Annotated in this window: 21 protein-coding genes; 15 read left to right on the forward strand and 6 right to left on the reverse strand. The window is 66.6% G+C overall.

Going from position 1 to position 25,377, the window contains the following annotated elements; genetic code table 11:
* Positions 1–23 precede the first annotated feature (23 nt).
* The 4 genes from ACFWUP_RS26370 to acs all read right to left on the reverse strand — a co-directional run bounded on the left by ACFWUP_RS26370 (position 24) and on the right by acs (position 4,905).
* Positions 24–1,010, reverse strand: coding sequence for an alpha/beta fold hydrolase (locus ACFWUP_RS26370; protein ID WP_379238661.1), 987 nt, complete (start codon positions 1,008–1,010; stop codon positions 24–26).
* A gap of 55 nt (positions 1,011–1,065) precedes the next feature.
* Entirely contained in the window at positions 1,066–1,554 is a 489-nt protein-coding gene (locus ACFWUP_RS26375; protein ID WP_379238662.1) for a phage holin family protein, read from the reverse strand.
* A complete protein-coding gene (gene nhaA / locus ACFWUP_RS26380; protein WP_379238663.1) occupies positions 1,551–2,804 on the reverse strand; it encodes a Na+/H+ antiporter NhaA in 1,254 nt (417 codons plus the stop codon). The genes ACFWUP_RS26375 and nhaA overlap by 4 nt, the downstream gene beginning before the upstream one ends.
* A gap of 148 nt (positions 2,805–2,952) precedes the next feature.
* Complete coding sequence (acs, locus tag ACFWUP_RS26385) at positions 2,953–4,905, reverse strand: acetate--CoA ligase (protein WP_379238664.1); 1,953 nt, start codon at positions 4,903–4,905, stop codon at positions 2,953–2,955.
* Between the two features lie 375 nt (positions 4,906–5,280).
* On the opposite strand from acs, the gene ACFWUP_RS26390 reads away from it, so the two are divergent.
* The 5 genes from ACFWUP_RS26390 to ACFWUP_RS26410 all read left to right on the forward strand — a co-directional run bounded on the left by ACFWUP_RS26390 (position 5,281) and on the right by ACFWUP_RS26410 (position 11,956).
* The gene (locus ACFWUP_RS26390) at positions 5,281–6,879 is read left to right on the forward strand and encodes an ABC transporter substrate-binding protein (RefSeq protein ID WP_379238665.1); all 1,599 of its coding nucleotides are present in this window, start codon (positions 5,281–5,283) and stop codon (positions 6,877–6,879) included.
* Positions 6,880–6,943: 64 nt separating this feature from the next.
* Positions 6,944–7,870 carry an ABC transporter permease gene (locus ACFWUP_RS26395; protein ID WP_379238666.1) on the forward strand — a complete coding sequence of 309 codons (927 nt, stop codon included), beginning with the start codon at positions 6,944–6,946 and terminating at the stop codon, positions 7,868–7,870.
* On the forward strand, positions 7,863–8,792 hold the full coding sequence (locus tag ACFWUP_RS26400; protein WP_379238667.1) for an ABC transporter permease: 930 nt from the start codon (positions 7,863–7,865) through the stop codon (positions 8,790–8,792). Before ACFWUP_RS26395 ends, ACFWUP_RS26400 begins: the two co-directional genes overlap by 8 nt.
* Positions 8,789–10,468 (forward strand): ABC transporter ATP-binding protein, encoded by a 1,680-nt coding sequence (locus ACFWUP_RS26405; RefSeq protein WP_379238668.1) that lies wholly within the window; start codon positions 8,789–8,791, stop codon positions 10,466–10,468. Before ACFWUP_RS26400 ends, ACFWUP_RS26405 begins: the two co-directional genes overlap by 4 nt.
* Positions 10,469–11,209: 741 nt before the next feature.
* Positions 11,210–11,956, forward strand: coding sequence for an oxidoreductase (locus ACFWUP_RS26410; protein WP_379238669.1), 747 nt, complete (start codon positions 11,210–11,212; stop codon positions 11,954–11,956).
* Between the two features lie 434 nt (positions 11,957–12,390).
* On the opposite strand, the gene ACFWUP_RS26415 is transcribed toward ACFWUP_RS26410, so the two are convergent.
* The gene (locus ACFWUP_RS26415; protein ID WP_379238729.1) at positions 12,391–13,203 is read right to left on the reverse strand and encodes an HAD-IB family hydrolase; all 813 of its coding nucleotides are present in this window, start codon (positions 13,201–13,203) and stop codon (positions 12,391–12,393) included.
* Between the two features lie 396 nt (positions 13,204–13,599).
* On the opposite strand from ACFWUP_RS26415, the gene ssd reads away from it, so the two are divergent.
* From ssd to ACFWUP_RS26455, 8 genes are all read left to right on the forward strand, one after another.
* Positions 13,600–14,739 carry a septum site-determining protein Ssd gene (gene ssd, locus ACFWUP_RS26420; protein WP_379238670.1) on the forward strand — a complete coding sequence of 380 codons (1,140 nt, stop codon included), beginning with the start codon at positions 13,600–13,602 and terminating at the stop codon, positions 14,737–14,739.
* Entirely contained in the window at positions 14,736–14,909 is a 174-nt protein-coding gene (locus ACFWUP_RS26425) for a hypothetical protein (protein WP_379238671.1), read from the forward strand. Before ssd ends, ACFWUP_RS26425 begins: the two co-directional genes overlap by 4 nt.
* The gene (locus ACFWUP_RS26430) at positions 14,906–16,087 is read left to right on the forward strand and encodes a TadA family conjugal transfer-associated ATPase (RefSeq protein ID WP_379238672.1); all 1,182 of its coding nucleotides are present in this window, start codon (positions 14,906–14,908) and stop codon (positions 16,085–16,087) included. The genes ACFWUP_RS26425 and ACFWUP_RS26430 overlap by 4 nt, the downstream gene beginning before the upstream one ends.
* Before the next feature lie 278 nt (positions 16,088–16,365).
* Positions 16,366–16,881, forward strand: coding sequence for a type II secretion system F family protein (locus tag ACFWUP_RS26435; RefSeq protein ID WP_379238673.1), 516 nt, complete (start codon positions 16,366–16,368; stop codon positions 16,879–16,881).
* A 52-nt stretch (positions 16,882–16,933) separates the two neighbouring features.
* Positions 16,934–17,584, forward strand: a complete 651-nt coding sequence (locus ACFWUP_RS26440) for a type II secretion system F family protein (protein ID WP_379238674.1) — start codon at positions 16,934–16,936, stop codon at positions 17,582–17,584.
* Positions 17,585–17,656: 72 nt separating this feature from the next.
* A complete protein-coding gene (locus ACFWUP_RS26445) occupies positions 17,657–17,866 on the forward strand; it encodes a DUF4244 domain-containing protein (protein ID WP_379238675.1) in 210 nt (69 codons plus the stop codon).
* Between the two features lie 41 nt (positions 17,867–17,907).
* Entirely contained in the window at positions 17,908–18,222 is a 315-nt protein-coding gene (locus tag ACFWUP_RS26450) for a TadE family type IV pilus minor pilin (protein WP_379238676.1), read from the forward strand.
* Entirely contained in the window at positions 18,219–18,620 is a 402-nt protein-coding gene (locus tag ACFWUP_RS26455; RefSeq protein WP_379238677.1) for an Rv3654c family TadE-like protein, read from the forward strand. The genes ACFWUP_RS26450 and ACFWUP_RS26455 overlap by 4 nt, the downstream gene beginning before the upstream one ends.
* 300 nt (positions 18,621–18,920) lie before the next feature.
* Here the strand turns inward: ACFWUP_RS26455 and ACFWUP_RS26460 are convergent, their stop codons facing one another.
* On the reverse strand, positions 18,921–21,302 hold the full coding sequence (locus tag ACFWUP_RS26460; protein WP_379238678.1) for a DEAD/DEAH box helicase: 2,382 nt from the start codon (positions 21,300–21,302) through the stop codon (positions 18,921–18,923).
* Positions 21,303–21,737: 435 nt separating this feature from the next.
* Here ACFWUP_RS26460 and ACFWUP_RS26465 point away from each other — a divergent pair, with 435 nt between their 5' ends.
* Together ACFWUP_RS26465 and topA are read left to right on the forward strand one after the other, a co-directional pair.
* On the forward strand, positions 21,738–21,944 hold the full coding sequence (locus ACFWUP_RS26465; RefSeq protein WP_019044597.1) for a cold-shock protein: 207 nt from the start codon (positions 21,738–21,740) through the stop codon (positions 21,942–21,944).
* 361 nt (positions 21,945–22,305) lie between these two features.
* Positions 22,306–25,242 carry a type I DNA topoisomerase gene (gene topA / locus ACFWUP_RS26470; protein ID WP_379238679.1) on the forward strand — a complete coding sequence of 979 codons (2,937 nt, stop codon included), beginning with the start codon at positions 22,306–22,308 and terminating at the stop codon, positions 25,240–25,242.
* Positions 25,243–25,377 lie beyond the last annotated feature (135 nt).

Consider the following 25,377-nt stretch of genomic DNA (forward strand, 5'->3'; position numbering starts at 1 on the left):
GAGCGCGCCAGCGCTCCAAAGACTCAAGGTGAGACGAGGTCGTCGTGCGGCGACCCGTTCACCCCGTTCTGCTCACGCCACCGCGTGGTCAGCACCTCGTTCACCTTGCTCGGATTCTCCTGATGCGCGTAATGCCCCGCCCGCGGAATCGACACCAACGTCCGGTTCGGCGACAACGCCTCCCCGCGCCGGAACGTGGCATCGAGCAGATACGGATCCTGCTCCCCACGCAGCATCAGCACCGGGATATCGATCGGCGTCCGCATCGTCGCCATGAACCGCTTACCGTCGGGCCGCCACTGACTGCGAAACGCCCAGCGCTGGTATTCGAGCGCACTGTGCGCGGCCCCAGGAATCCGGATGGCATGCCGCATCCGCGACGCCGTCTCGACGAATTCCGCACTCCCGGACCAGGATTCACCGACCCGATCGTGCAGCAGCCGCTCCACCTCGGCCCCACCACGCCGCGTGAGCAGGTTCTCGGGATAGCGCGGCAGCTGATACCGCAGGAACTCGGGCAGCCAGGTCGCGCGCTGGGCCGGATCACGCAGGACGGCACTCTTGAGCGCGGCCGGATGCGGCGAGCTCACCAGCGCGATCGAACGAACCAGTCGCGGATGCAGCACCGCGGTGGCCCAGCAGACCAGGCCACCTTCGGCGTGTCCCACGAGCGTGGCTTCGGTGTGCCCGAGCGCCCGGATCAGTCCGGCGATGTCGCCGGCGAGGGTCCAGCCGTCGTAGCCACGCGGTGGTTTGTCGGTATCGCCGTAGCCGCGCAGGTCGACCGCGACGGTGCGGTACCCCTTGTCGGCGAGCCCGGTCAGCTGATGCCGCCACGACCACCAGAAATCGGCGAAACCGTGCAGCAGCAACACCAGGGGCGCCTCGGAGCGGTCCGTACCGTCGGCTTCGACGACGTGGAAGCGGATTCCGTTGGCGTGCACGTCCCGGTGGGTCCACGGTCCGTCGAAACGGACGCTGGAGGGATCCGGGAATGAGTTGGACGACACGCCGATCGAGCCTAGTGGGCGGGTAGGGCTGTTGCGACCGGGCCCGCCCGGCGCGTCATCGGTTGCTCGACTTCTCCAGCGACGGAGTGGTCTCACGATGGGCGAATGCGGCGGGCAGCACCTCGGCGGTCTGCTTGAGCGAGCCGATCGTCTTCTCCGGCGCGCGCACCTTGCGGACCTTGAGCCAGCCCAGCAGCGCGAGCCCCACGGTGGCCAGGACCATCAGCGCGAACACGATCAGGAACGCGGCCCAGCGAGCCAGCCACACGTCGAGCAGTTCGGCGATGAAGAAGAAAAAGAAGAACGAGCTGAACAGCAGCACCACCAGCGCGAGGATGAAGAAGACGCTGCCGGTGAGCCCCTTCTTGATCTCGCCGGTGACCTCGGCCTTGGCCAGTGCCACCTCGGCGCGCACCAGCGTCGACATCTGCTCGGTGGCATCGCGCACGAGACTGCCGATGCTGGCCGATCCGGGCGGATTGGCGTCGGTCAACGGGATCGAGGTGACCGTCCGACCGTCATTTCCGCCTTGGGTGTAACTCACTTCGTCGACCCTTCTCCCTGTGATAATTGGTCCGCTTCGCGGCGTGGCAAACGGTCTGCATCGCGGCGCGCCTGGTGCACACGTCCTCGGCGCAACAGTAGCGCCGATCCGAGCAGTGATGCTGCCATCGAGGTAACCAGAACGGCGGCCTTGGCAAGATCAACAGCCTCGGTGCCGACGTCGGCGAGCGCGAGTTCCGCCACCAGTAGGCTAACGGTGAACCCGATCGCGCCCAGTACCGACAGGGCGAACATGTCGCGATACTCCAGTCCGGCTGGGCGTTTCGCCCATCCGAGCTTGATCACGACCCAGCTCACCCCGAAGATTCCGATCGTCTTGCCGAGCAACAAGCCGAGGATGATCGCCAGTGCGAGCCGGTCGGTGAACAGCGATCCGAACACCGCGCTGTTGAGCGGCACACCGGAGGCGAACAGTGCGAACACCGGCACACAGAACCCGGCCGAGATCGGTTGCACCACATGCTCGAGGTGCGTGGCGGGCGCGGTTTTCTCGCCGGGATCCTTGCGCACTCTGGTGAGCAGCCCGAGCGCGACACCGGCCAGCGTCGGGTGAATGCCGGCCTCGTGCAGCGCGTACCAGCACACCAGCGCGACCGGAATGTAGAACAGCGGCGTGTGCAGCCGGAATTTCTGGGCCAGCGCCCACGCGCCGCAGCAGGCGAGGGCGGCGACCAGCCACAGCAGCGACAGCGAGGCGGTGAACAGCACCGCGATGAGCACGATGGCGAGCAGATCGTCGACCACGGCCAGGCTGAGCAGGAACACTCGCGCGCTGGTGGGGATCCGCGAGCCGGTCATCGCGAGGATCGCGAGCGCGAAGGCGATGTCGGTGGCCACCGGAATGGCCCAGCCGTTGTCCATGCCGGGCGCCCCGTTGCCCACCACGAGCGCGATCACGGCCGGCGTGATCACTCCGCCCACCGCGGCGATGATCGGCAGCGCGGCCCGTTTCGGGTCGCGGAGCTCGCCGACCACGAACTCGCGTTTGAGCTCGAGCCCGGCGACGAAGAAGAAGATCGCGAGCAACCCGTCCTTCGACCAGTCGGCCAGGGTGAGGTCCAGGTGCAGCGCGGGGATGTCGAGGTGGGTGTCGATCAGCGTCTGATAGCTCGCGCCCCACGGCGAGTTCACCCAGATCAGGGCCACCGCGGCGGCTACGAGCAGCAGGGCGCCGCCGACGGTTTCGGTGCGTAGGTATCGGTTGAGCTCGGAGCGAACGCGCGTGATCAAGGGCAAGCCTTCCGGCAGGGGTCGACGCTGCTGCGGGCGCTCATCGACTCGATGCACGACCGCATGCCGACCAGACTTCCCGGCACACCAGTTGCGGCGATCCTAACGGACCGGGCCGACGACATCAGGTGTCACCGGCCCGGCGCCGTCAGTTGTTCGAGGTGCGAATGGCCTCGAAAACGCCCGGATCGACCAGCGTCGAGGTGTCGCCGAGCTCGCGCCCCTCGGCGATGTCGCGCAGCAGCCTGCGCATGATCTTGCCGCTGCGCGTCTTCGGCAGTTCCGGCACGATGTGGATCTCGCGCGGCCTGGCGATCGGGCTGATCTCCTTGGACACCTCCGCCTTCAATTCGGCCACGAGCCCCTCGGCCGCGGTAGCCGAACCGGTGAGGATGACGAACGCGACGATGCCCTGCCCGGTGGTCGCATCGGACGCGCCGACCACCGCGGCCTCGGCGACCGCCGGATGCCCGACCAGCGCGGACTCGACCTCGGCGGTGGAGATGCGATGCCCGGAGACGTTCATGACGTCGTCGACCCGGCCGAGCACCCACAGGTCACCGTCGGCGTCGAGCTTGGCACCGTCGCCTGCGAAGTACCACCCCTGCTCGGCGTAGCGCTCCCAGTAGGTGGACCGGTAGCGATCCATATCGCCCCAGATGCCGCGCAGCATCGACGGCCACGGCTTGTCGAGCACGAGGTACCCGTTGGCCTCGGTCTCCCCGAGCTGCACCGGTTTGCCCTCTTCGTCGACGACCGTCGCGGAGATGCCGGGCAGCGGGCCCATCGCGGCGCCGGGTTTGGTGGCGGTGACGCCGGGCAGTGGCGAGATCATGATGGCGCCGGTTTCGGTCTGCCACCAGGTATCGACGATCGGAGTCGCGTTGGCGCCGAACACTTCTCGGTACCAGCGCCATGCTTCGGGGTTGATGGGTTCGCCGACGGAGCCGAGCAGTCGCAGGGTGCTCAGATCATGGGCGTCGGGGATCTCGCGTCCCCATTTCATGAACGTACGGATCAACGTGGGTGCGGTGTAGTAGATGGTGACGCCGTATTTTTCGATGATCTCGAAGTGGCGATGTTCGTTGGGGGAGTTGGGTGTTCCCTCGTAGACGACTTGGGTGGCGCGGTTGGCGAGGGGTCCGTAGACGATGTAGCTGTGTCCGGTGACCCAGCCGATGTCGGCGGTGCACCAGTAAACGTCTTGTCCGGCTTGGTGATCGAAGACGTTGTGGTGGGTATAGGCGGCTTGAGTGAGGTATCCGCCGGTGGTGTGCAGGATGCCTTTGGGCTTTCCGGTGGTGCCGGAGGTGTAGAGGATGAACAGCGGATGCTCGGCGGGGAAGGCCTTCGCCTCGTGCACCGGCGACGCCGCCGCCACGGTCTCGTGCCACCACAGATCGCGCCCATCGGTCCACGGCACCTCCGTGCCGACCCGGCGCACCACCAACACGTGCTCCACCGAGGAGGGCACGTCACCCTTGGCGGCCAGCGCCTCGTCGACGGCCTCCTTGAGCGGTGCGGGCTTGCCGCGCCGCCACTGCCCGTCGGTGGTGATGATCAACCGGGCCTCGGCGTCGTCGACCCGCTGACGCAGCGCGCTCGGCGAGAATCCCGCGAACACCACCGAGTGGGTGAGCCCCAGCCGCGCGCATGCCAGCATCGACACGATCGCCTCGGGCACCATCGGCATATAGATAGCCACCCGATCGCCCGACTCGAGCCCGAGTTCGGTCAGGTAGTTCGCCGCCCGCGAGACCTCGTCGAGCAGTTCCTGGTAGGTGATGTTACGAGAATCACCCGGCTCGCCTTCCCAGTGGATTGCGACCTGTTCGCCGTGTCCGTCGAGCACGTGTCGGTCGACACAGTTGTAGGCGACATTGAGCTCGCCGTCGCCGAACCAGCGGGCGACCGGAGCGTTGCTCCAGTCGAGTACTTCGGTGAAGGGTTTGTGCCAGTGCAGTCGGTCGGCCTGCTCGGCCCAGAATCCGTCGCGGTCGGTCTCGGCGCGGTCGTAGAGCGTGGCGTCGGCATTGGCGTCGGCGGCGAACGCAGCACTCGGCGGATACGAGTCCTGGTGGCCTGCAGCGGTTTCGGTCATGTCGGTTCAGCCTCACGTGCGGCAGTGCGGTCGGGGTGGGCCCAGCTGTCTCGACAGTAGTCAACAGACCCCCGCCGCCGTCGGTCGTTGTCTCAGCGATGTTTCGCGGCGGTCAATAGGACTAGTTCATCCGATGACTTCGCGGACAGACCGACCGGTTCCGGGCTATCGTTTTTACTCAACGGTTCAGCTGACCATTCCGAGTTTTGTTCATATTTTTCCTGCCGAACAGGAGGGGTTCGGCAAATCTTCCTGCGTTTCCAGCGAGTAACCGTATCGATACATGTGAAGCGGAAATGGCTCGGATCGATGCAAAATCGTGCCCGAGCCGCTAACCTCCGACCGTTAGCCACGGAATTGAACCGGGAGAGAGCGTTGAGATTCATCAGAGCGACCGCGCTGGTCGCGGCGGGACTGGCGGCCACGAGCCTCAGTCTCACTGCGTGCTCGTCCGACGACAGTGCTGATTCGAGCATCGTCACCACCAATGCGGGTGAGCCGCAGAACCCGTTGGTGCCCAGCAACACCAATGAGAACATGGGCGGACGTGTTGTCGACCGATTGTTCGCCGGGCTGAAGTACTACGACGCCAACGGGGTAGCCCACGACGAGATGGCCGAGAAGATCGAGACGACCGATCGCAAGTCGTACAAGATCACACTCGAGCCGGACTGGAAATTCTCCGACGGCACCACGGTGACGTCGAAGTCGTTCGTCGACGCGTGGAACTACGGTGCGGCAGCCGAAAACGCGCAGCTGCAGAGCTACGTGTACTCCCCGATTGCCGGCTTCGACGAAGTCGGCGCCGAGAACGCGACGACGAAAACGATGTCGGGCCTGAAGGTGGTCGATGACCGCACCTTCACGGTGGACCTGAAGGCGCCCTCGATCGACTTCGAGAGCGCGCTCGGCTACGCGCCTTTCTATCCGCTGCCCGAGGTGGCGTTCAAGGATATGAAGGCCTACGGCGAGAAGCCGATCAGCAACGGCCCCTACACCTTGGAAACCTGGGAGCACAACGTCAAGATCGACGTGAAGCCCAACCCGGATTACAAGGGTGGCCGTCCGGCCAAGAACAAGGGCATCAGTTTCGTGATGTACCAGTCCTACGACACCGCATACGCGGATCTGCAGGCCGGTAACCTCGACGCGCTCGACACCATTCCCGACAGCGCGATCACCAGCTACAAGAGCGATCTCGGCGACCGTGCGATCACCAAGCCGACCGCGCAGAACCAGCACATCGGCATCCAGACCAACGTGCCGCATTTCGCCGGTGAGGAAGGCGTGCTGCGCCGCAAGGCCATCTCGATGGCCATCAACCGCCAGCAGATCGCCGACAAGATCTTCAACGGCCTTCGTAACCCGGCCAAGGACTTCACCGCCTCGACCCTGCCGGGCTTCAACGGCAAACTGCCGGGTTCGGAAGCGCTGGAATACAACCCGGACCAGGCCAAGAAGCTCTGGGAACAGGCCAACGCCATCTCGCCGTGGTCGGGCCAGTACGCCATCACCTACAACAGCGACGGCGGCCACCAGGCCTGGATCGAAGCCGTGGCCAACAGTGTGAAGAACACCCTCGGCATCGACGCGGTCGCCAACCCGATGCCGACGTTCAAGAACATCCGTGACGCGGTGAACGCCGAAACCATCGGCACCGCCTTCCGTTACGGCTGGCAGGGTGACTACCCGACGATGATGCAGTTCCTCGGTTCGCAGTACTACAGCTACTCCGAGACCAACAACGTCAACTTCAACAACCCCGAGGTCGATCGCCTCTTCGACGCCGCGCTGGCCGCGCCGTCCAACGAGGAGTCCTACAAGCTGATCGCGCAGGCCCAGACGATCATGCTGAAGGAAATGGTCGACATCCCGGTGTTCGACTATGTCGCCGCCGCGGGTATATCCGACAAGGTCACCAATGCCGAGCTCGGCTGGAACGGCCTTTTCGACTTCGAGAACATCGAGAAGTAGAACTCGACCATGGGGCCGAGTCACTGAAAGTGGCTCGGCCCCCGGCGTTTTCGAAAGGCGAATGATGGCTTGGTACATACTTCGGCGGCTGCTCCAGATGATCCCGGTATTCCTGGGCGCGACGCTACTCATCTACGCGATGGTATTTCTGATTCCGGGTGACCCGATCAAGGCGTTGGCCGGTGAGAAGCAGATGACGCCCGCCGCCGAGGCGGTGCTGCGCGCGCGCTATCACCTCGATCAGCCATTCATCATGCAGTATCTGTATTACTTGAAGGGGATCGTCACACTCGATTTCGGCACCTCGTTCTCGGGGCGGCCGGTGCGTGACGAACTCGAACGCGCCTTCCCGATCACCATCAAACTCGCGTTTCTCGCGGTGCTGATCGAAGGCTTCTTCGGCATCGTGTTCGGTTTGATCGCCGGGTTGCGCAAGGGCAAGCTGTTCGATTCCACCATGCTCATCGCGAGCCTGGTGATCATCGCGCTGCCCGTATTCGTGGTCGGCTATCTCGCGCAATTCCTGCTCGGTGTGAAGTGGGGGATCGCCCCGGTCACCGTGACGGGTAAAGCGAGTATCGGCGAGCTGATCGTACCCGCGTTCGTGCTCGGGTCGCTGTCGTTCGCCTATGTTCTTCGCCTGACCCGGAATTCGGTGGCGGAGAACAAATCCGCCGATTTCGTACGCACGGCAACGGCGAAGGGGCTCGGGCGCCGCCGCGTGGTGACCGTGCACATTCTGCGCAATTCGATGATCCCGGTCGTCACCTTTCTCGGCGCCGATTTCGGGGCGCTGATGGCGGGCGCGATCGTCACCGAGGGCATCTTCAACATCCCCGGCGTCGGCGGCACCATGTACCAGGCGATCATCCGCGGCGAGCCACCGACGGTGGTGTCGTTCGTGACGGTGCTGGTGGTGTTGTTCCTGCTCGTCAACCTCGTGATCGACCTGCTCTACGCCGCACTGGACCCGAGGATCCGCTATGCATGACAAACAGCAGCATTTCGTGGCCCCCGCCGACGAGGTGGAGGTGCTCGCCACCGACCGCGTCCTCGACCAGGGCACCCCGACCAGCATCTGGGGCGACGCGTGGCGTCGACTGCGCCGCAACCCGGTGTTCCTGGTATCGGTGGTACTGATCGTTTTCGTCATGCTCGTGGTGGTGTGGCCCTCGCTGTTCACCAGCCAGGACCCCCGCCAGTGCTTCGGCGAGTTCGGCATGGACGGCCCGCGGGCGGGTCATCCGTTCGGTTTCGACAAGCAGGGCTGTGATGTCTTCGCGCGCACCATCTACGGCGCGCGCGCTTCGGTGACCGTCGGCATCGCCTCTGCGGTGTTGTTCCTGCTGGTCGGTGGCGTGCTCGGCGCGATCTCCGGCTTCTACGGTGGTCTGCTCGACACGATCGTCTCGCGTATCGCCGAGATCTTCTACGCCATTCCGATGGTGCTGGCCGCGATCGTGCTGCTGCAGCTGCTGCGGCCCGCGGGGATCGCGACGGTTGTGACGATCCTGGTGGCCTTCACCTGGCCACAGGCCGCGCGCATCACGCGTGGCGCGGTGATCGAGGCCAAGAACAGCGAATATGTCACCGCCGCCAAGGCTTTGGGTGTGTCGCGGCTGAGCACGCTGCTGCGGCACGTGCTGCCCAACTCGGCCAGTCCGCTGATCGTGGTCGCCACGATCTGGCTCGGCGTCTTCATCGTCACCGAGTCGACGCTGTCCTACCTCGGCGTCGGCCTGCCGCCCAGCATCGTGTCGTGGGGTGCAGATATCGACCGCGCCAAGACCGAGATCCGTACCTCGCCGATCCTGTTCTATCCGGCGACCGCGCTGGCCATCACGGTGCTGAGCTTCATCATGCTCGGTGACGCGGTGCGCGACGCGCTCGATCCGAAGGAGCGCACCCGATGAACCTCGACAAGACCACACCCCTGCTCGAAATCCGTGACCTGGACGTCAGTTTCACCTCCGACGGCAAGGAGGTCCCCGCTGTTCGCGGCGTGAACCTCACCGTCTATCCCGGTCAGACCGTCGCCATCGTCGGCGAATCCGGTTCGGGCAAGTCGACGACCGCGCACGCGATCATCGACCTGCTGCCCGGCTCCGGCAAGGTGACCGGTGGCTCGATCGTGTTCGACGGCAAGGACCTGACGACGGCGTCGGAGAAGGAGATCGTCGCGATCCGCGGCAACGGCATCGGCCTGGTCCCACAGGACCCGATGTCGAACCTGAACCCGGTGTGGAAGATCGGCTTCCAGATCCGGGAAACCCTGGAGGCCAACGGCATCGCCAAGGGTGACGAGGCGCGTAAGCGCTCGGTGGAGCTGCTGGCCGAGGCGGGGATGTCGGATGCCGAACGTCGAGTGAACCAGTATCCGCACGAGTTCTCCGGCGGTATGCGTCAGCGCGCGCTCATCGCCATCGGGCTTTCGTGCAGGCCGAAACTGCTGATCGCCGACGAGCCGACCTCGGCGTTGGACGTTACGGTCCAGCGTCAGATCCTCGGCCATCTCGAAAAGCTCACCACCGAGCTGGGCACCGCGGTGCTGCTGATCACCCACGACCTCGGTCTCGCTGCCGAACGCGCCGAGCATCTGGTGGTGATGTATCGCGGCAAGGTGGTGGAATCCGGTCCGGCGCTGCAGATTCTGCGGGATCCGCAGCATGCGTACACGAAGAAGCTGGTGAACTCGGCGCCGTCGTTGGCGGCTTCGCGGATGTCGTCGTCGCGGCAGCGGGCCGAGGTTCGTGCGCAGGCTGTCGAGGTCGCCGGGGCGGAGAAGGCGTTGCCCGACACCGTGCTGGATGTGCGAAACCTGTCCAAGGCGTTCAAGATTCGCGGTAAGCGGCCGTGGCAGTCCAACGATTTCGTGGCTGTCGACGATGTGAGTTTCACGGTCTGTCGCGGGACGACCACGGCGATCGTCGGTGAGTCGGGGTCCGGCAAGTCGACCATCGCGCAGATGGTGCTCGGGCTGCTCGAACCTACTTCGGGGACTGTGTCTTTCGACGGTAAGGATGTCGCGAAGCTGGATGCCAAGGGGGCGTTCGCGTTCCGGCGTCGGGTGCAGCCGATCTTCCAGAATCCCTACGGGTCGCTCGATCCGATGTACTCGATCTTCCGGACGATCGAGGAACCGTTGCGGGTGCACAAGATCGGCACGCCTGCCGAGCGTGAAGCGGTGGTGCGCGATCTGCTCGACAAGGTGTCGTTGCCGGCGTCGGTGCTACGGCGGTATCCGAACGAGTTGTCCGGTGGGCAGCGTCAGCGGGTGGCTATCGCTCGTGCGCTTGCCCTTTCGCCGGAGATGGTGGTGTGCGACGAGGCGGTCTCGGCTTTGGATGTGTTGGTCCAAGCCCAGATCCTCACGCTGCTCAACGACCTTCAGGCCGAGTTGGGGCTGACTTACCTGTTCATCACTCATGACCTGGCTGTTGTTCGGCAGATCGCGGACAATGTGCTGGTAATGCGGGAGGGGAAGGTGGTGGAGGCTGCTACTACCGATGAGGTGTTCGCGTCTCCTCGGGAGGAGTACACGCGGGCGTTGCTCGAGGCGATTCCTGGTCGGGAGTTGTTGACGGGGTAGGTGTGGGCGGTCGGGCTGCGCGGCACGGCTCGGGGTTGGTAGTCCCGGATGGGTTGTGTCGCGTGGCTCCGGGGTTTGGGTTGTCCCGGGTGGTTTGGGGCTGTGTTTATTGGAGCGCTGGCGCGCTCGAGTCGCGGCCCCAAGGGGCCGCCGGCCGGCCACTTCGTGGCCGTCCCTCCCTAAGGGTCGGGAGTGCGGTGGGTGGGTTGGGAGGGTTGTGGAGGACGGGGACAGGCTGGGGTGCACGGGGGAGGTGTGGAGGACGGGGACAGGCTGGGGTGCACGGGGGAGGTGTGGAAGCCTGGGACAGCCCGGGGTGCACGGGCGGAGGTGTGGAGGACGGGGACAGCCCGGGGTGCACGGGCGGAGGTGTGAGAGGTGGGGACGGCTCGGGGTGCATGGGAGTTGGGCTGAGGCCTGAGGGGTGAGGACGGCCTGGGGTGCGCGTGGGTGGCTGGGAAGTGTTGGGATAGTTGGGGCCTCGAAGTTGTTTGCTGGCCTGGGTTGTCGGCGTAGCGTGGGGTTGTCCGAGGTGGTGCGGGTTGTTCTCAGGGTTGGAGACGCCGGTGGATCGTATTGATGCTGAGCGGTATGCGGAGCGGGAGGCGCGGCGGCGTCGGGCCAAGACGCCGGCGGCTAAGCGGTTGGCGGAGGTGCCTTGGCCGGATCGGAGTTGGCCTACGGTGCGTGGGTTGTATGTGACCGTGGGGGCCGCACTGTCCGGGCGGTAACCTCCATGCCGTGACTGATCCGCTGCAGCCCCTTGTCGACCTGCCCGGCGTGCTAGAGGCCGCCGACAAGGCGCGCGATGCGCTCGCGGCCGTGCACCGGCACAAGTCGAACCGGCGTGGGTGGGCGACGACCGCTGCCGAAGCCGCTGTTCGTGCCGCGCGTTCGTCTGCTGCCATCGAGGGGGCGAGTACCGATCTGCCCGCCGACGGTCAGGTCAGCGATCCGGTGCTGGCGGGGGCGTTGCGGGTGGGGCAGGCGCTCGACGGTGACGCGCTCACCAATCTCGTCGGCACCTGGCGGCGCGCTCCGCTGCAGGCGCTGGCCCGGCTGCATCTGCTCGCCGCCGCCGACCTGGTGACCGACGAGCAGGAACTGGGGCGTCCGCGCTCGACTCCTGGGGTGGCCGAACGGCTGGACATGCTCGCGCAAACGGTGCAGACCAGCAAGGCGCCCGCCCCTGTCGTCGCGGCGGTCGTGCACGGCGAGCTGCTGTCGTTGCGTCCGTTCGGCACCGGCGACGGGGTTGTCGCGCGCGCGGCGTCGCGCCTGGTCGCGGTGGCGAGCGGGCTCGATCCGCGCAGTCTCGGCGTGCCCGAGGTGTTCTGGTTGCGCCGCCGTCAGGCCTACCTCGACGCGGCCGCCGGATTCGGCATGGGCACCGCGGAGGGCGTGGGCGGTTGGGTGCTGTTCTGCGCGGGCGCGCTGGAAGACGGCGCTCGCGAGGCCAACTCGATCGCCGACGCGGCGGCGGGCTGAGCCGGCCGTTGAACTGACTGCGCACATCGAAACGGGCGGCGTTGTCGATTGCTCGACCTCACCGCCCGCTAGCACGGAACACCCGGTTACCAAGCGTGCAGGGTGGGTTGTGTTCGGTGGCCTCGGCGATCATCCCAACCTCGCCGGTTCATCCCCGCAACCTGTGCGAGGCGTTCGCCGACGTCGGCTCGGATTTCGCAGGCCCACAACTCTTTCGGCCTTGTCGCGGCGCGCTCCGCGTGGGTGCCTGGCGTCCGTGCTGGGAAGGGTGGGATGGGAGGCGAAACCTTCTCTTCCGGCTCCGTCTTGGCCTTCCGTCCTTCCGTGACTCCATTCTTACACTGTGACGGCACTCACATCAAGGGTTTCGGAGGCATAACCGAATACCCGTGAATTCGGCGTGTCGCTCGGAGATTCGTGCTGGTGGGGGCGGGTCAGCGCCGCTTGCGTAGCAGTCGGTAGCTGATCGCGCCCGCGATGATCGCGCTCAGCCCGACGGCGGCCGTCGCGGCCACGGTGGTGGTCGACGGCGTCTGGAAACGCGACCACAGCGAGACCGGATTGGAGAACATGAGCACCGGCCAGCCGCGGTTCGCGGCTTCCTTGCGCAGCGCACGGTCGGGGTTCACCGCGGTGGGATGGCCGACCGCGCTGAGCATCGGCACATCGGTCACCGAATCGGAGTAGGCGTAGCACCGCGACAGGTCGTAACCCTGCTCGACGGCGAGCTTTTCGATAGCGGAGACCTTGCCCTCGCCGTAGCAGTAGAACTCGATGTCGCCGGTGTACTTGCCGTCTTCGACCACCATACGGGTCGCCTCGGTGTGCGAGGCGCCGAGCACCTCGGCGATCGGCCCGACGATCTCCTCGCCGGAGGCCGACACGATCACCACATCGTGGCCGCGGATCTTGTGATCGGCGATCAGATCGGCGGCCTCGGCGTAGATCAGTGGGTCGACGAGATCGTGAAGTGTCTCGGCCACAATGGTTTTCACCTGTTCCACATCCCAGCCCGCGCACATGTTCGCCAGGTTTGCCCGCATCCGTTCCATCTGGTCGTGATCGGCACCGGAAAGCAGGAACAAAAAGTGCGCGTAGCTGCTCTCCAACACGGCTCTGCGGTTGAGCAGACCCTGTGCGTAGAACGGTTTGCTGAACACGAACGCGCTCGACTTCGCGATCACCGTTTTGTCGAGATCGAAGAACGCGGCGACCCGCCCGCCCGGCGCCGGACCGGCGCCCGATATGCCGAGTCTTGTGCCCGTAGGCGAGGTCTGGTCGCGTTCTGGCGTCACGACAACAGAATAGGCATCAGCCGCGCGCGCCGCAGGATCGGCCGTCCGCACCGTGGAAAAGGGTTTGCTCCGAGGACGCCGGAAGCTGCGAATCGCCGAAGAATGTCGGCGAATGCTACTTGCGCCCGCGGCAGGGGGTGGGTGTAGTATTGCTGGCACCTGGACTTAGTCCAGGCGCGTTCAGCCCGACCCCCCGGGGCTGAACCCGACGGCCCCAGCCTCCTCCCCCCCGGCTGGGGCCGTCCTCTATTCCGGGGCAGAACGTAAAACTTCTCCACACCCCCGAGTTATCCACAATTGGCGTTTTCGGGCTGTTGACAACTTCCTCGCTCGGCAACGCTGAGTGGCATGAACCCAGTCCCGATGCGCAGTGGCTCGCCACAGATCGCGCCCGCTCTCGTGCTCGTGCGTGATGAACGGTTGCGTGCGGAGGTCCGTCGAGTCGCGGCGGCCGCCGAGCGCGTCACCGATGAACGGGTGATGCCTGTCGGCCGACATACGTGGGCCGGGGCCGGGATGGTGATCCTCGATACCGCCGCCGCGGTGGCTGCCGCTTCGGCCGGCTGTCCGCGCCGGACCGGGGTGGTGCTGGTCACCGAAGGAGAGCCCGCCGTGCCCGACTGGCAGGCGGCGACGGCGGTGGGTGCCGAACGGGTTGTCGCGTTGCCGACGGGTGCTGTCGCGCTGGTCGAACAGTTCGCCGAGCACGCCGAATCTCGTACAGGTGAAGGGATAGTCGTCGCGGTGGTCGGAGCGGGTGGCGGGGCTGGTGCGTCCACCCTCGCGGCCGCCACCGCACTGCGCGGAGCCGCACGCCGGGTCCGCCGCGACACAGTGCTGATCGACGGTGCCCCACTCGACGGCGGGATCGACCTGGTGTTGGGCATGGAGAACGTGCCGGGGCTGCGGTGGCCCGACCTGATCATCGAAGACGGGCGGGTGTCCGCCGCGGCACTGCACAATGCGTTGCCCGCCGGGTCTCCAGGCTTGGCGGTGCTGTCCTGCGGGCGAGTGCGTCCGGGCGGCTCCGGGCCGACCGGGTCGGTGCCTGTGGATGGATGTGCATCGACCGAACTTTCTCCAGCGGCGGTGCGCGCGGTCATCGAATCCGGCAGGGATGCGGGCGATCTCGTTGTCTGTGATGTCTCGTCCGAGCGTGGGCCCGCAGCCGACGCAATGCTCGATGCCGCCGACCTGGTCGTCCTCGTTGTCCCGGCGCGGCTGCGCTCGATCGCCGCGGCCGAAGTCGTCGCGGCCTATCTCAGCGAACGAAATCCTAACTGCGGCTTGATTGTTCGTGGTCCCGCGCCCGGCGGTCTACGCGGTGCGGAGGTGGCCGAATTGCTCGGCTTGCCGCTCCTGGCGGCGGTTCGCGGGCAGGCGGGCCTGGCATCCCGTCTCGAACGCGGCGGTCTGAGTGTGCGCCGCCGCGGCCCCCTGCGAGACGCCGCCGACGCCGTACTGGCCATGGTCGGAGCTGACGCATGACCGCGACCCTCGCCAGGTACCGGCGAGTTCCCGACACGGCCGTCGTCGTCGCAACGCATCGGCGAGTCTCCGATGTCGTCTTGGCGATGGCCGGAACTGATGCCGCCGTCTCCGGGCGCAGGCGAGTCTCCGATGCGGCCGTTCGCCCGGACGGAGGCGCCGCGACATGACCTCCTTTGTCACCGTCGACCTCCTCGAGCGCGTCCGCGAACGCCTCGCCGAACATCCGGGCGTCCCTGATGCCGCACAGCTGGCGGCCGCTATCCGTACCGAAGCGGGCGGCGTGCTCGCCGACACCGACCTGCTCCGGGCACTGCGTCTGCTGCAAACCGAGATGACCGGGGCGGGACTGCTCGAGCCGTTGCTGCACGATCCTCGCGTCGCCGATGTCCTTGTCACAGCGCCGGATTCGGTGTGGGTCGATCGTGGCCGTGGATTGGAGCTGACCGATGTTCGTTTCGCCGACGAAGCCGCTGTGCGCCGACTCGCCCAGCGCCTGGCCCTGGCAGCGGGTCGGCGCCTCGACGATGCCCAACCCTGGGTCGACGGCAAACTGGCCGGCACCGAAGCGACGCTGGGCGATGCGTTCGGCGTCCGACTCCACGCCGTCCTCGCCCCCGTAGCCCACGACGGCACCTGTCTGTCCCTGCGAATCCTGCGCCCCGCAACCCAGGGCCTCGACGCTCTGGCAGCGGCCGGCTCTATCCCACCGGACGCCCACCGACTACTCGGCGACATCGTCCGCGCCCGGCTCGCCTTCCTCGTCGTGGGAGGTACCGGAGCAGGGAAAACCACGTTGCTCTCAGCCTTGCTCGCGGCGGTCGATCCTGCCGAACGGATCGTCTGCGTCGAAGACGCCGCCGAACTGGCTCCGGTCCATCCCCACGTCGTACGCCTGGTCGCCCGCACCGCCAATGTCGAAGGGGTGGGCGCGGTTACGGTCCGTGACCTCGTTCGACAGGCCTTGCGAATGCGTCCGGATCGCATAGTCGTCGGGGAGGTACGTGGCGCGGAAGTAGTCGACCTACTCACCGCGCTCAACACGGGTCACGACGGGGGAGCGGGCACCGTCCACGCCAACTCGCCCCAGGAGGTCCCGGCCCGCCTGGAAGCGTTGGCGGCCCTGGGCGGGATGGACCGGGCTGCCCTGCACAGCCAACTGGCAGCCGCCGTCCAGGTGGTCCTCCACGTCCACCGCCGATCCGACGGCACCCGCGCACTCTGCGAAATCGGTGTCCTGCAACGCGATTCCGACGGCGTGCACATCGTCCCGGCCTGGCGCTCGGACAGCAGCCCCGCTCCCGCGACCACTGAACTCCAACGACTGCTCGAGGTGCGACTCGGATGAGCGATCGGGGTGGCGCATTGCTCTGCTGCGCGGTTGCGGTGCTGGTACTACCGGCGGCGGGCGGTCAGCGTCGGTTCGCGCGCATGTTCGGCGCGGGCGGGCGCAGTAAGCCGAGGCGGGTACCTGTGGACTGGTGTGCAGGAATCGCGTTGGGCTGCACAGCATTCGCTTTCGGGCCTGGTGTCGGATCGGCGGCCCTCATGCTGGGAGCCACTGTGGCGGTACGGAAACGGCGCGGACGAGGTGACCGCCAACGTCGCCGTGAATGTGGATACCTGTTGGCAGGACTCGAAGCCGTTGTCGGTGAACTCCGCGTCGGCGCCCATCCGAGCGCGGCGGCCGAGTCCGCCGCGGGCGAGTCGCGTGGCGAAGCTGCTCGCGTCCTGGCGATCAGTGCGGGGCGCAGCCGACTCGGCGGTTCGGGAGCCGACGGCTGGGTGCAACCGGATTCGGTGGTGGCCGAAGAACTGTCGAGGATCGCCGCCGCCTGGCGCGTGGCCGAAGAACACGGCCTGGCACTGGCAGAACTACTGGCCGCCGCCAGAACCGACCTCCTCGGCCGCATCCGCTTCCGCGACCGCACCGAAGCGGCTCTCGCAGGCGCCCGAGCCTCCGCCACCGTCCTGGCGGGCCTCCCGCTGGTAGGTATCGGCCTTGGCCAACTGATGGGCGCCGCCCCACTGACCATCCTGTTCACCACCCCGGCAGGCGAACTACTCCTCCCACTCGGCGCGGCCCTGGCCTGCTGTGGATTGCTGTGGACAGATGTCATCACCCGCAAGAGCACAGCCTGACCCGGATCGCTCGGGTGGGTACCGGCTGCCGAGGCGCTGTGGGTAGGTGTGGATGAAACTTCGAGGAGGGGTCGCTGTGCAGTCGATAGCTGGAGTTGCTTCGCCGGAGGCGTTGTTGATCGCGGCGGTGGCGATGGCGTTGTTACCGGGGCGGGTGGCGGTGAGCCGACGGATGCGAGGGCTCGGTCCGGCATCGGTCTGCGCTGCCGGATCAGGCGAGGCCGCGAAGGTCGACCCGCTCGGGTCGGCGTCCGCGTTCGATCTACTGGCCGCCTGTCTGCGGGCGGGCCTGCCGATGGCAGCGGCCGCGCGAGCGAGTGCGCCGACCGCGCCGCCGGTGCTCCGGGCCGCATTGCTCCGGGCCGCGGACCTGCTCGCACTGGGCGCCGACGCGGCGACGGCGTGGGAACGGGCCGCCGCGGATGCCGTCGGGTCGCCGGGTGCCGACGACGTGGAGTCCCTGGCCAGGATGGCGCGGCGCTCGGCTCGCTCCGGCGCTTCGCTGGCCGCCGCGGTCGGCGAACTCGCCACGCAGCGCCGCGAAGCCGTCGAAGACGCCGCCGTCGCACGCGCCGAACGGGCAGGCGTGCTGATCGGTGGACCGCTCGGCCTGTGCTTCCTGCCCGCTTTCGTCTGTCTCGGCATCGTCCCGGTCGTCATCGGCCTCGCGGACCGCGTGCTCGGCGGCGGTGGGCTGCTGTGACCGGCCTCGACGAGGCCACCGAATCTTCACCGCGCGGATCAGCCGCGCGGTGCAACCAGAGAGGGGATCACGATGACGTTCGTCCACGCGGTATACCTGGGGGCCCGCACCCGATTCACCCATCTGCTGATCGACGACGACGGGATGTCCACGGCGGAATATGCCATCGGGACGATCGCCGCGGCGGCCTTCGGGGCGGTGCTCTACGGGGTGGTGACCGGGGACAGCATCGTCAGCGCGCTGACCGGGATCATCGACAAGGCGCTCAACACGAGCGTGTAATACACACCAGCACAAGCGCTTTCGGTGGCGATGCGGGTGCGGTGACGGTCGAGGCCGCCATCGCCCTCGCCGCCCTCGTCGCCGCGGTAGCTCTCTGTATCGGCGCGCTGCTCGCCGGATCCACCCAGGTCCGCTGTGTCGACGCGGCTCGCGAAACCGCCCGGTTGGCCGCTCGTGGCGACACCTCGCGCGCGATCACCGCAGGTAAGACGGTGGCCCCGCCAGGCGCATCCGTCGAACTCCGGACCGAGGGAGACCGGGTGATTGCCACTGTCGCCGCAGGAACCCCGCTCTTGCCCGGCTTACGCCTGCGCGCCGAAGCGGTGGCCGTCACCGAGCCAGGAGTGCAGTCGTGACCGCGAGATGGGCGGATGCCGCCAGTCGGCCGGCAAGAAGCGGATCGGCGGGGGATGAGGGCGGGGCGACGGTGTTCGTGTGTGTGGTGCTGGCGGCGTTGATCTGTTTCACGCTGGTGGTCGCGCAAGTGGGCGCGGTGGTGGTCGCTCGGCACCGGGCGCAGGGGGCCGCAGATCTGGGTGCCTTGGCCGCGGCGGTGATGCTGGCGGAAGGCGCGGAGGTCGGGTGCGCGGAGGCTTCCGAGGTCGCTCGACGGATGGGAGCGAAGGTGCGCCGATGTGCCGTGGCGCAATGGGACGTTGTTGTCGATGTCGAGGCGAACGTAACGGCGGGAGTGTTCGGCACGCGTTCGGTGCGAGCTTCGGCCAGGGCGGGTCCGGTGGAAGAGAATGGGTGACGCAGAAGTGTTATCACTGGTCGGTGGTTGTTCCGCACCGAACCAATTCGGAATTTACCGGAAGGGTGTTTGCGCTATTTCATGCGCATTCTTTGATCTGTGCAAGAAAAAAATGAAAGAAAGGAGCAAGCGGTACCTCCGGTTCCGGTTGGCTATGGACCAGTTAATATAAAAGTGGTCCTTTTTATTCGGGCGGCGAGCACTCCTGTATATATCGTCGCTGGTCAACACTAATTCGGACAAGTGACCAGCATTCCGCGAGCCGGGTGTATCGCCGGTCACGTGGTGGGCGCGGGGACATCACGAAACAGCGGGGTCGCCGTGGGTCGCCAGTTCGCCGAGAACGGCGCCGAGCAAGCGCGCGGCGGCGTCCTTGTCCAGCGGGTTGTTGCCGTTGCCGCACTTGGGCGACTGCACACACGAGGGGCACCCGTCCTGACACTCACAGCTGCGGATCACGCTCAACGTGGCCGACAACCAGTCCGTGAGCTGGGCGAACCCACGCTCGGCGAACCCTGCGCCACCCGGCTGGCCGTCGTAGACGAACACTGTCGGCGCCCCGGTGTCCGGATGTTCGGCGATGGAGACACCGCCGATGTCCCAGCGGTCGCACCCCGCGACCAGCGGCAACATGCCGATGGCGGCATGTTCGGCCGCGTGCAATGCGCCGGGCAACTGTTCGTCGGAGATGTCCGCGGCCGCGAGCAGTTGGGGCGTGACGGTGTAGAGCACAGCCTTGGTGTGCAGCGTGTGCGCGGGCAGATCGAGCTCCACCTGGTCGAGCACCTCGCCGGTCACCAGAGTCCGCAGGTAGCCGACCACCTGGTTGGTGACCGCGACCTGCGCCGATGCCGCGGTGACGGCACCGAACGCGCGCTCCTCGATCACCCCTTCGACGGTGATCGAGGTGACCTGCCGAGAGCTGGTGGTGAAGCCGGGATCCACCTCGTTGACGAACGCGACACCGCCCTCGAGGTCGAGTTCGTCGACCAGATAGGTCTCGCCCTGGTGTAGGTGCACAGCCCCGGTGTGAAGCGTGGCGGGTGCCCGGCCCGCGTCGGCGGTGCCGAGCAGTCGCCCGGTTTCGGCGTTGACGATCGCGACCGGCGAGCCGAGCCCGCCGCGCACGTCGACATCGTCGTGCGGGTGGGTGTGCGCGGTGATGTGCCAGCGTGCGCCCCTGCTGCTCGTCCTGCGCCGGATCAAGCCCTGTTCGGCCAGGTCAGCCAGTACTTCGTCGGCCCGGTACTCGCTCACCTCCTCGTCGGTGAGCGGCAGTTCCATCGCCGCGCACAGCAGCTGGGGGCCGAGGATGTAGGGGCTGTACGGGTCGGTGATGGTGGCCTCGATCGGCCGGTCGAGCAGCGCTTCCGGGTGGTGCACCAGGTAGGTGTCGAGTGGATCGTCGGTAGCTACGAGCACCACCAGCGAACCCTGCAACCGCCTGCCCGCCCGTCCCGCCTGCTGCCAGAACGAGGCGACCGTCCCCGGAAAACCGGCGATGACCACCGCATCCAAGCCCGCGATATCCACACCGAGCTCGAGCGCATTGGTACTGGCCGCCCCGAGCAAGGTCCCCTGCGACAGCGACTGCTCGAGCTCGCGCCGGTCCTCGGCCAGGTAACCCGCCCGATATGCCGCCACCCTTTCCTGCAGCTCAGGCGCTGTTTCCGCGAGCACGCGCCGAGCGTCGAGCGCGATCAGCTCGGCACCGCGCCGCGAACGAACGAAGGTGAGCGTCCGCGCGCCCTCGGCCACCAGGGCGGCCATGATCTTGGCTGCTTCGCTGGTAGCGGTCCGTCGCACCGGCGCCCCGTTCTCCCCGGTCACGGTCGCACTCAGCGGCGGTTCCCACAGCGCGACAGTCCGTGCGCCGCGCGGCGAGCAGTCCTCGGTGACCGCGGTGACCGGCGCCCCGATCAGCCTGCCTGCCGACGCTGCCGGATCGGCGCTGGTGGCCGAGCACAGGATGAACACCGGGTCCGCGCCGTAGAACTGAGCGAGTCGGCGCAGCCTGCGCAGCACCAGCGCGACATGCGAACCGAACACTCCTCTATATGCGTGACATTCGTCGACCACCACATATCGCAGGTTTCGCAGCACCCGCGCCCAGCGCTGATGTGAGCGGAGAATCCCGACGTGCAGCATGTCGGGATTGGTGAAGATCCAGCGCGCGTTGGCCCGCACCCACTGCCTGATCTCGGCCGGCGTATCGCCGTCGTAGCTCGCCGGATGGGCCTCACGCAGGGGGTTGTCGTGAATCAGGCTGCCGACGGCACGCAGCTGATCGGCCCCGAGCGCCTTGGTGGGCGACAGGTACAGCGCGGTGGCGCGCGGGTCGTCGTGCAGCGCGGTGAGCACCGGCAGTTGGTAGCCGAGCGACTTCCCCGACGCTGTTCCCGTGCTCACGACCACATGGTTTCCGCCCGCCGCCAGCTCGGCCGTGCGGGTCTGGTGTGCCCACGGCAGCTCGATCCCTTGCGCGTCCAGGGCTGTGACCAGCTCCGATGGCACCCAGTCCGGCCATTCGGTGGTGGTGGCGCGCTGCGCGGGCAGCTCGGCCACGTGGGTCAACGGGTTGCCGCCTGCGGCCGCTTCGGTCAGGACACGATTCAGCAACGATCGCCCGTAGCTGTCGCTCGCTTTGCGCGCTCGGAGCTCGGTCCGGTCTGCCGGATTCATCCGGTCCTCCTCTCACGCGACACGCGAAGTGTGAAACGTGTGTGTGCGCCAACCACTACCTGGGATTTCGTAACCCAGTAGCGATCTGGGTCACAGCAAGTTTGCTGGAAGCTCACTCGGTTATCTAGAAGCAAACAGACCAAAAGTACGGATACACCCAATCTCTCCCTTACCTGCACATTCGCAAGATCATGAATTTTGCAAATAGTCGGTAACTCGACTGTCGAATTGCCCAAAGACATGGTTCACTGGGTCTCGGTCGCAAGCTTCTGTGTTCGAGGGACGGATCCAAGGTCCAAACCATCAGCAGGATCGTTGTTGCGAACGCCGTGCTCAGGATTTCCTTGCAGGGGGACCAACAGTACAGCGGTCGGAACGGGCCCGGTGGACGAACCCAGTTGTCCGCCGATTCCGGTAGAAAGAGAAGGAAACAGAATGGCACAGGGAACTGTGAAGTGGTTCAACGCGGAGAAGGGGTTCGGCTTCATCGCGCCTGAGGACGGCTCAGCTGACGTCTTCGTCCACTACTCGGAGATCCAGGGCACGGGCTTCCGTACCCTCGAGGAAAACCAGAAGGTCGAATTCGAGGTCGGCCAGGGCACCAAGGGCCCCCAGGCTACCGGCGTTCGCGCGCTCTCCTGAGCTGCGAAACACAACAACGCCTCGTCCCCCTCCTCCGTACGCGGAGGAGGGGGACGAGTCATTTCCGGGTAGCATCGGCCACGGCAGCGGGGTTTTCGGTTCTCGGCCGCCTTGATCTGGACTGACCAGAGGGTCCCGGGACGTCTGACCGTTGTCAGTGCGACGAAGGAGTGCCCGGCGGGAGGGAAGATCGAGGCTTCCAGGCCGAGAGCCCGCGGCGCCAGCCGCCAGGTACGCAGCTCTACCCCTAGTGCGCAGGGTATAAACGTCACTGATGGTGATGTCCGAACGTCACTGTCAGCCCCAGCCGCGCACCGAGCGGACCTCCCGACGCGCGGATCAAGAAGGAAGGTGTTCGCCGGTGGCAACACGAGACCGCAGTTCAGCCGACCAGGGCCGACCCCTGCGTCGTCTCGTGATCGTCGAGTCCCCGACGAAGGCCCGCAAGATCGCGCCCTATCTGGGTCGTAACTACACCGTCGAGGCCTCGGTGGGCCACATCCGCGACTTGCCGCGCGGTGCCGCCGACGTGCCCGCCAAATACAAGGGGCAGCCGTGGGCGCGCCTCGGTGTCGACGTCGATCACGACTTCGAGCCGATCTATGTGGTGAACCCGGATAAGAAGGCCAAGGTCGCCGAGCTCAAGAGCTTGCTGGCCGACGCCGACGAGCTCTACCTCGCCACCGACCCCGACCGCGAGGGCGAGGCCATCGCCTGGCACCTGCTCGAAACGCTCAAGCCGAAGGTCCCGGTCCGCCGGATGGTCTTCCACGAGATCACCGAGCCCGCCATCCTCGCGGCCGCCGCCGACACGCGCGAACTCGACAACGATCTGGTCGACGCGCAGGAAACCCGCCGCATCCTGGACCGCCTCTACGGCTACGAGGTCTCCCCGGTGCTGTGGAAGAAGGTCATGCCGCGGCTGTCCGCCGGTCGCGTGCAGTCCGTCGCCACCCGCGTGATCGTGCAGCGTGAGCGCGAGCGCATCGCGTTCCGCTCCGCCGGGTACTGGGATATCGCCGCCAAGCTCGACGCCGGTCCCGACGAGAAGTCCGATTCGACCAACCCGCGTACGTTCGGCGCGCGCCTGGTGCAGGTCCAGGGCGATCGCGTCGCCTCCGGTCGCGACTTCGGTTCCGACGGCCAGCTCAAGTCGGCCACCGGCGTGGTCGTGCTCGACGAGGCCTACGCCCGTCGACTGGCCGAGGCGCTCGACGGCGCCGCGCTCGAGGTGAGCTCGGCCGAGGCCAAGCCGTACACGCGCAAGCCGTATCCGCCGTTCATGACGTCGACGTTGCAGCAGGAAGCGGGCCGCAAGCTGCGGTTCACCTCCGAGCGCACGATGCGGGTCGCGCAGCGGCTGTACGAAAACGGCTACATCACCTACATGCGTACCGACTCCACGACGCTGTCGGAGTCGGCGATCGCGGCGGCTCGTTCGCAGGCGACCCAGCTCTACGGCGCGGAGTATGTTTCGCCGTCGCCGCGCCAGTACACCCGCAAGGTCAAGAACGCGCAGGAGGCACACGAGGCGATTCGTCCCTCGGGTGACACCTTCATGACGCCCGGTCAGCTGGCCTCGAAGGTCGACAACGACGAGTTCAAGCTCTACGAGATGATCTGGCAGCGCACCGTCGCCTCGCAGATGGTCGACGCGCGCGGCACCACGCTGACCCTGCGCATCACCGGCACCGCGCGCACCGGCGAGGAGTGCGTGTTCTCGGCTTCGGGTCGCACCATCACCTTCGCGGGCTTCCTCAAGGCGTATGTCGAGAGTGTCGACGAAGAGGCGGGCGGCCAGTCCGACGACGCCGAATCCCGTTTGCCCGCACTGGAAGAGGGCCAGAGCGTCACCGCGGTCGAGCTCAACCCGGACGGTCACAGCACCAACCCGCCCGCCCGCTACACCGAAGCCTCGCTGATCAAAACGCTGGAAGACCTCGGCATCGGTCGCCCGTCGACCTACTCCTCGATCATCAAGACGATCCTCGACCGAGGCTATGTATACAAGCGCGGCAGCGCGCTCGCCCCGGCCTGGGTGGCGTTCGCGGTGGTCGGTCTGCTCGAGGCCTACTTCGGCAGGCTCGTCGACTTCGACTTCACCGCCGCGATGGAGGACGACCTCGACGCGATCGCCGGTGGTCGCGAGCAGCGTGGAAACTGGTTGTCCGCCTTCTACTTCGGTGGCGAGTCCGGCGCCGAGGGTTCGGTCGCGCGTTCGGGTGGCCTGAAGAAGATGGTCTCCGTGCAGCTCGACGACATCGACGCGCGCGAAGTGAACTCGATCAAGATGTTCGTCGACGAAGAGGGCCGCGACGTCGTGGTCCGCGTCGGCCGCTTCGGTCCGTATCTCGAGCGGATGATCATCAATCCCGATGACCCCGAAGGGGATCGGATCTCGCAGCGGGCGAACCTGCCCGACGATCTGCCGCCGGATGAGCTGACGCCCGAGGTCGCCGAGAAGCTGTTCTCGACGCCGCAGGAGGGTCGTTCGCTCGGCGTCGACCCGGTGTCGGGACACGAAATCGTCGCCAAGGAAGGACGTTTCGGCCCGTACGTCACCGAGGTACTGCCGGAACCGCCCGCGCCCGACCCGGATGCGGCGCCCGCGAAGAAGACCAAGAAGGCGGCAGAGGTCAAGCCGCGCACCGGATCTCTGTTCAAGTCGATGGACTTGGCCGAGATCACCCTCGACGACGCGCTGATGCTGCTCTCGCTGCCCCGCGTGGTCGGCAACGACCCCACGTCGGGCGAGGAGATCACCGCGCAGAACGGCCGCTACGGCCCATACCTGAAGAAGGGCACCGACTCTCGTTCGCTGGCAACCGAGGATCAACTGTTCTCGGTCACCCTCGAGGAGGCGCTGAAGCTCTACGCCGAGCCCAAGCGTCGCGGACGTCAGGCGGCAGCCGCGGCGCCGTTGCGTGAGCTGGGCAATGACTCCGCCACGGACAAGCCGATGGTGATCAAGGACGGCCGCTTCGGCCCGTACGTCACCGACGGCGAGACCAATGCGAGCCTGCGCAAGGGTGACGAGGTCGAGTCGATCACCGACGAGCGCGCGTCCGAGCTGTTGGCTGATCGCCGGGCGCGTGGTCCGGTGAAGAAGGCTGCGAAGAAGACGACGGCGAAGAAGGCGGCCAAGAAGGCACCTGCCAAGAAGGCTGCAGCCAAGTCGACCGCGACGAAGACGGCCACGAAGACCGCGGCCAAGAAGACGACCGCGAAGAAGACGGCTGCCAAGAAGGCTCCAGCGAAGAAGGCCGCCGCGAAACCTGCTGGGACAGAAGAGGATTGATCGTCTCATGGGCAGCTGCTTCGCAGGCTGTCCGGCGACAGTGAGGTCATGGTCCGGCCCTGGATAGACGTGTGTGCTCAACGCGCCGGGTGTTCGTCGGCCCGGTCATGGCGCGCGGTTCAGGAACTACGCGTG

It is taken from the genome of Nocardia sp. NPDC058658 (assembly GCF_042716665.1).
GTDB lineage: Bacteria > Actinomycetota > Actinomycetes > Mycobacteriales > Mycobacteriaceae > Nocardia.

What these genes read in the sequence shown, in the direction of transcription:
- acs (WP_379238664.1), bottom strand. Translation starts at nt 4,905, where the DNA reads ATGACCGAAACCGCTGCAGGCCACCAGGACTCGTATCCGCCGAGTGCT.
- ACFWUP_RS26395 (WP_379238666.1), top strand. Translation starts at nt 6,944, where the DNA reads ATGGCTTGGTACATACTTCGGCGGCTGCTCCAGATGATCCCGGTATTC.
- ACFWUP_RS26400 (WP_379238667.1), top strand. Translation starts at nt 7,863, where the DNA reads ATGCATGACAAACAGCAGCATTTCGTGGCCCCCGCCGACGAGGTGGAG.
- ACFWUP_RS26405 (WP_379238668.1), top strand. Translation starts at nt 8,789, where the DNA reads ATGAACCTCGACAAGACCACACCCCTGCTCGAAATCCGTGACCTGGAC.
- ssd (WP_379238670.1), top strand. Translation starts at nt 13,600, where the DNA reads ATGAACCCAGTCCCGATGCGCAGTGGCTCGCCACAGATCGCGCCCGCT.
- ACFWUP_RS26425 (WP_379238671.1), top strand. Translation starts at nt 14,736, where the DNA reads ATGACCGCGACCCTCGCCAGGTACCGGCGAGTTCCCGACACGGCCGTC.
- ACFWUP_RS26430 (WP_379238672.1), top strand. Translation starts at nt 14,906, where the DNA reads ATGACCTCCTTTGTCACCGTCGACCTCCTCGAGCGCGTCCGCGAACGC.
- ACFWUP_RS26440 (WP_379238674.1), top strand. Translation starts at nt 16,934, where the DNA reads ATGAAACTTCGAGGAGGGGTCGCTGTGCAGTCGATAGCTGGAGTTGCT.
- ACFWUP_RS26445 (WP_379238675.1), top strand. Translation starts at nt 17,657, where the DNA reads ATGACGTTCGTCCACGCGGTATACCTGGGGGCCCGCACCCGATTCACC.
- ACFWUP_RS26460 (WP_379238678.1), bottom strand. Translation starts at nt 21,302, where the DNA reads ATGAATCCGGCAGACCGGACCGAGCTCCGAGCGCGCAAAGCGAGCGAC.
- ACFWUP_RS26465 (WP_019044597.1), top strand. Translation starts at nt 21,738, where the DNA reads ATGGCACAGGGAACTGTGAAGTGGTTCAACGCGGAGAAGGGGTTCGGC.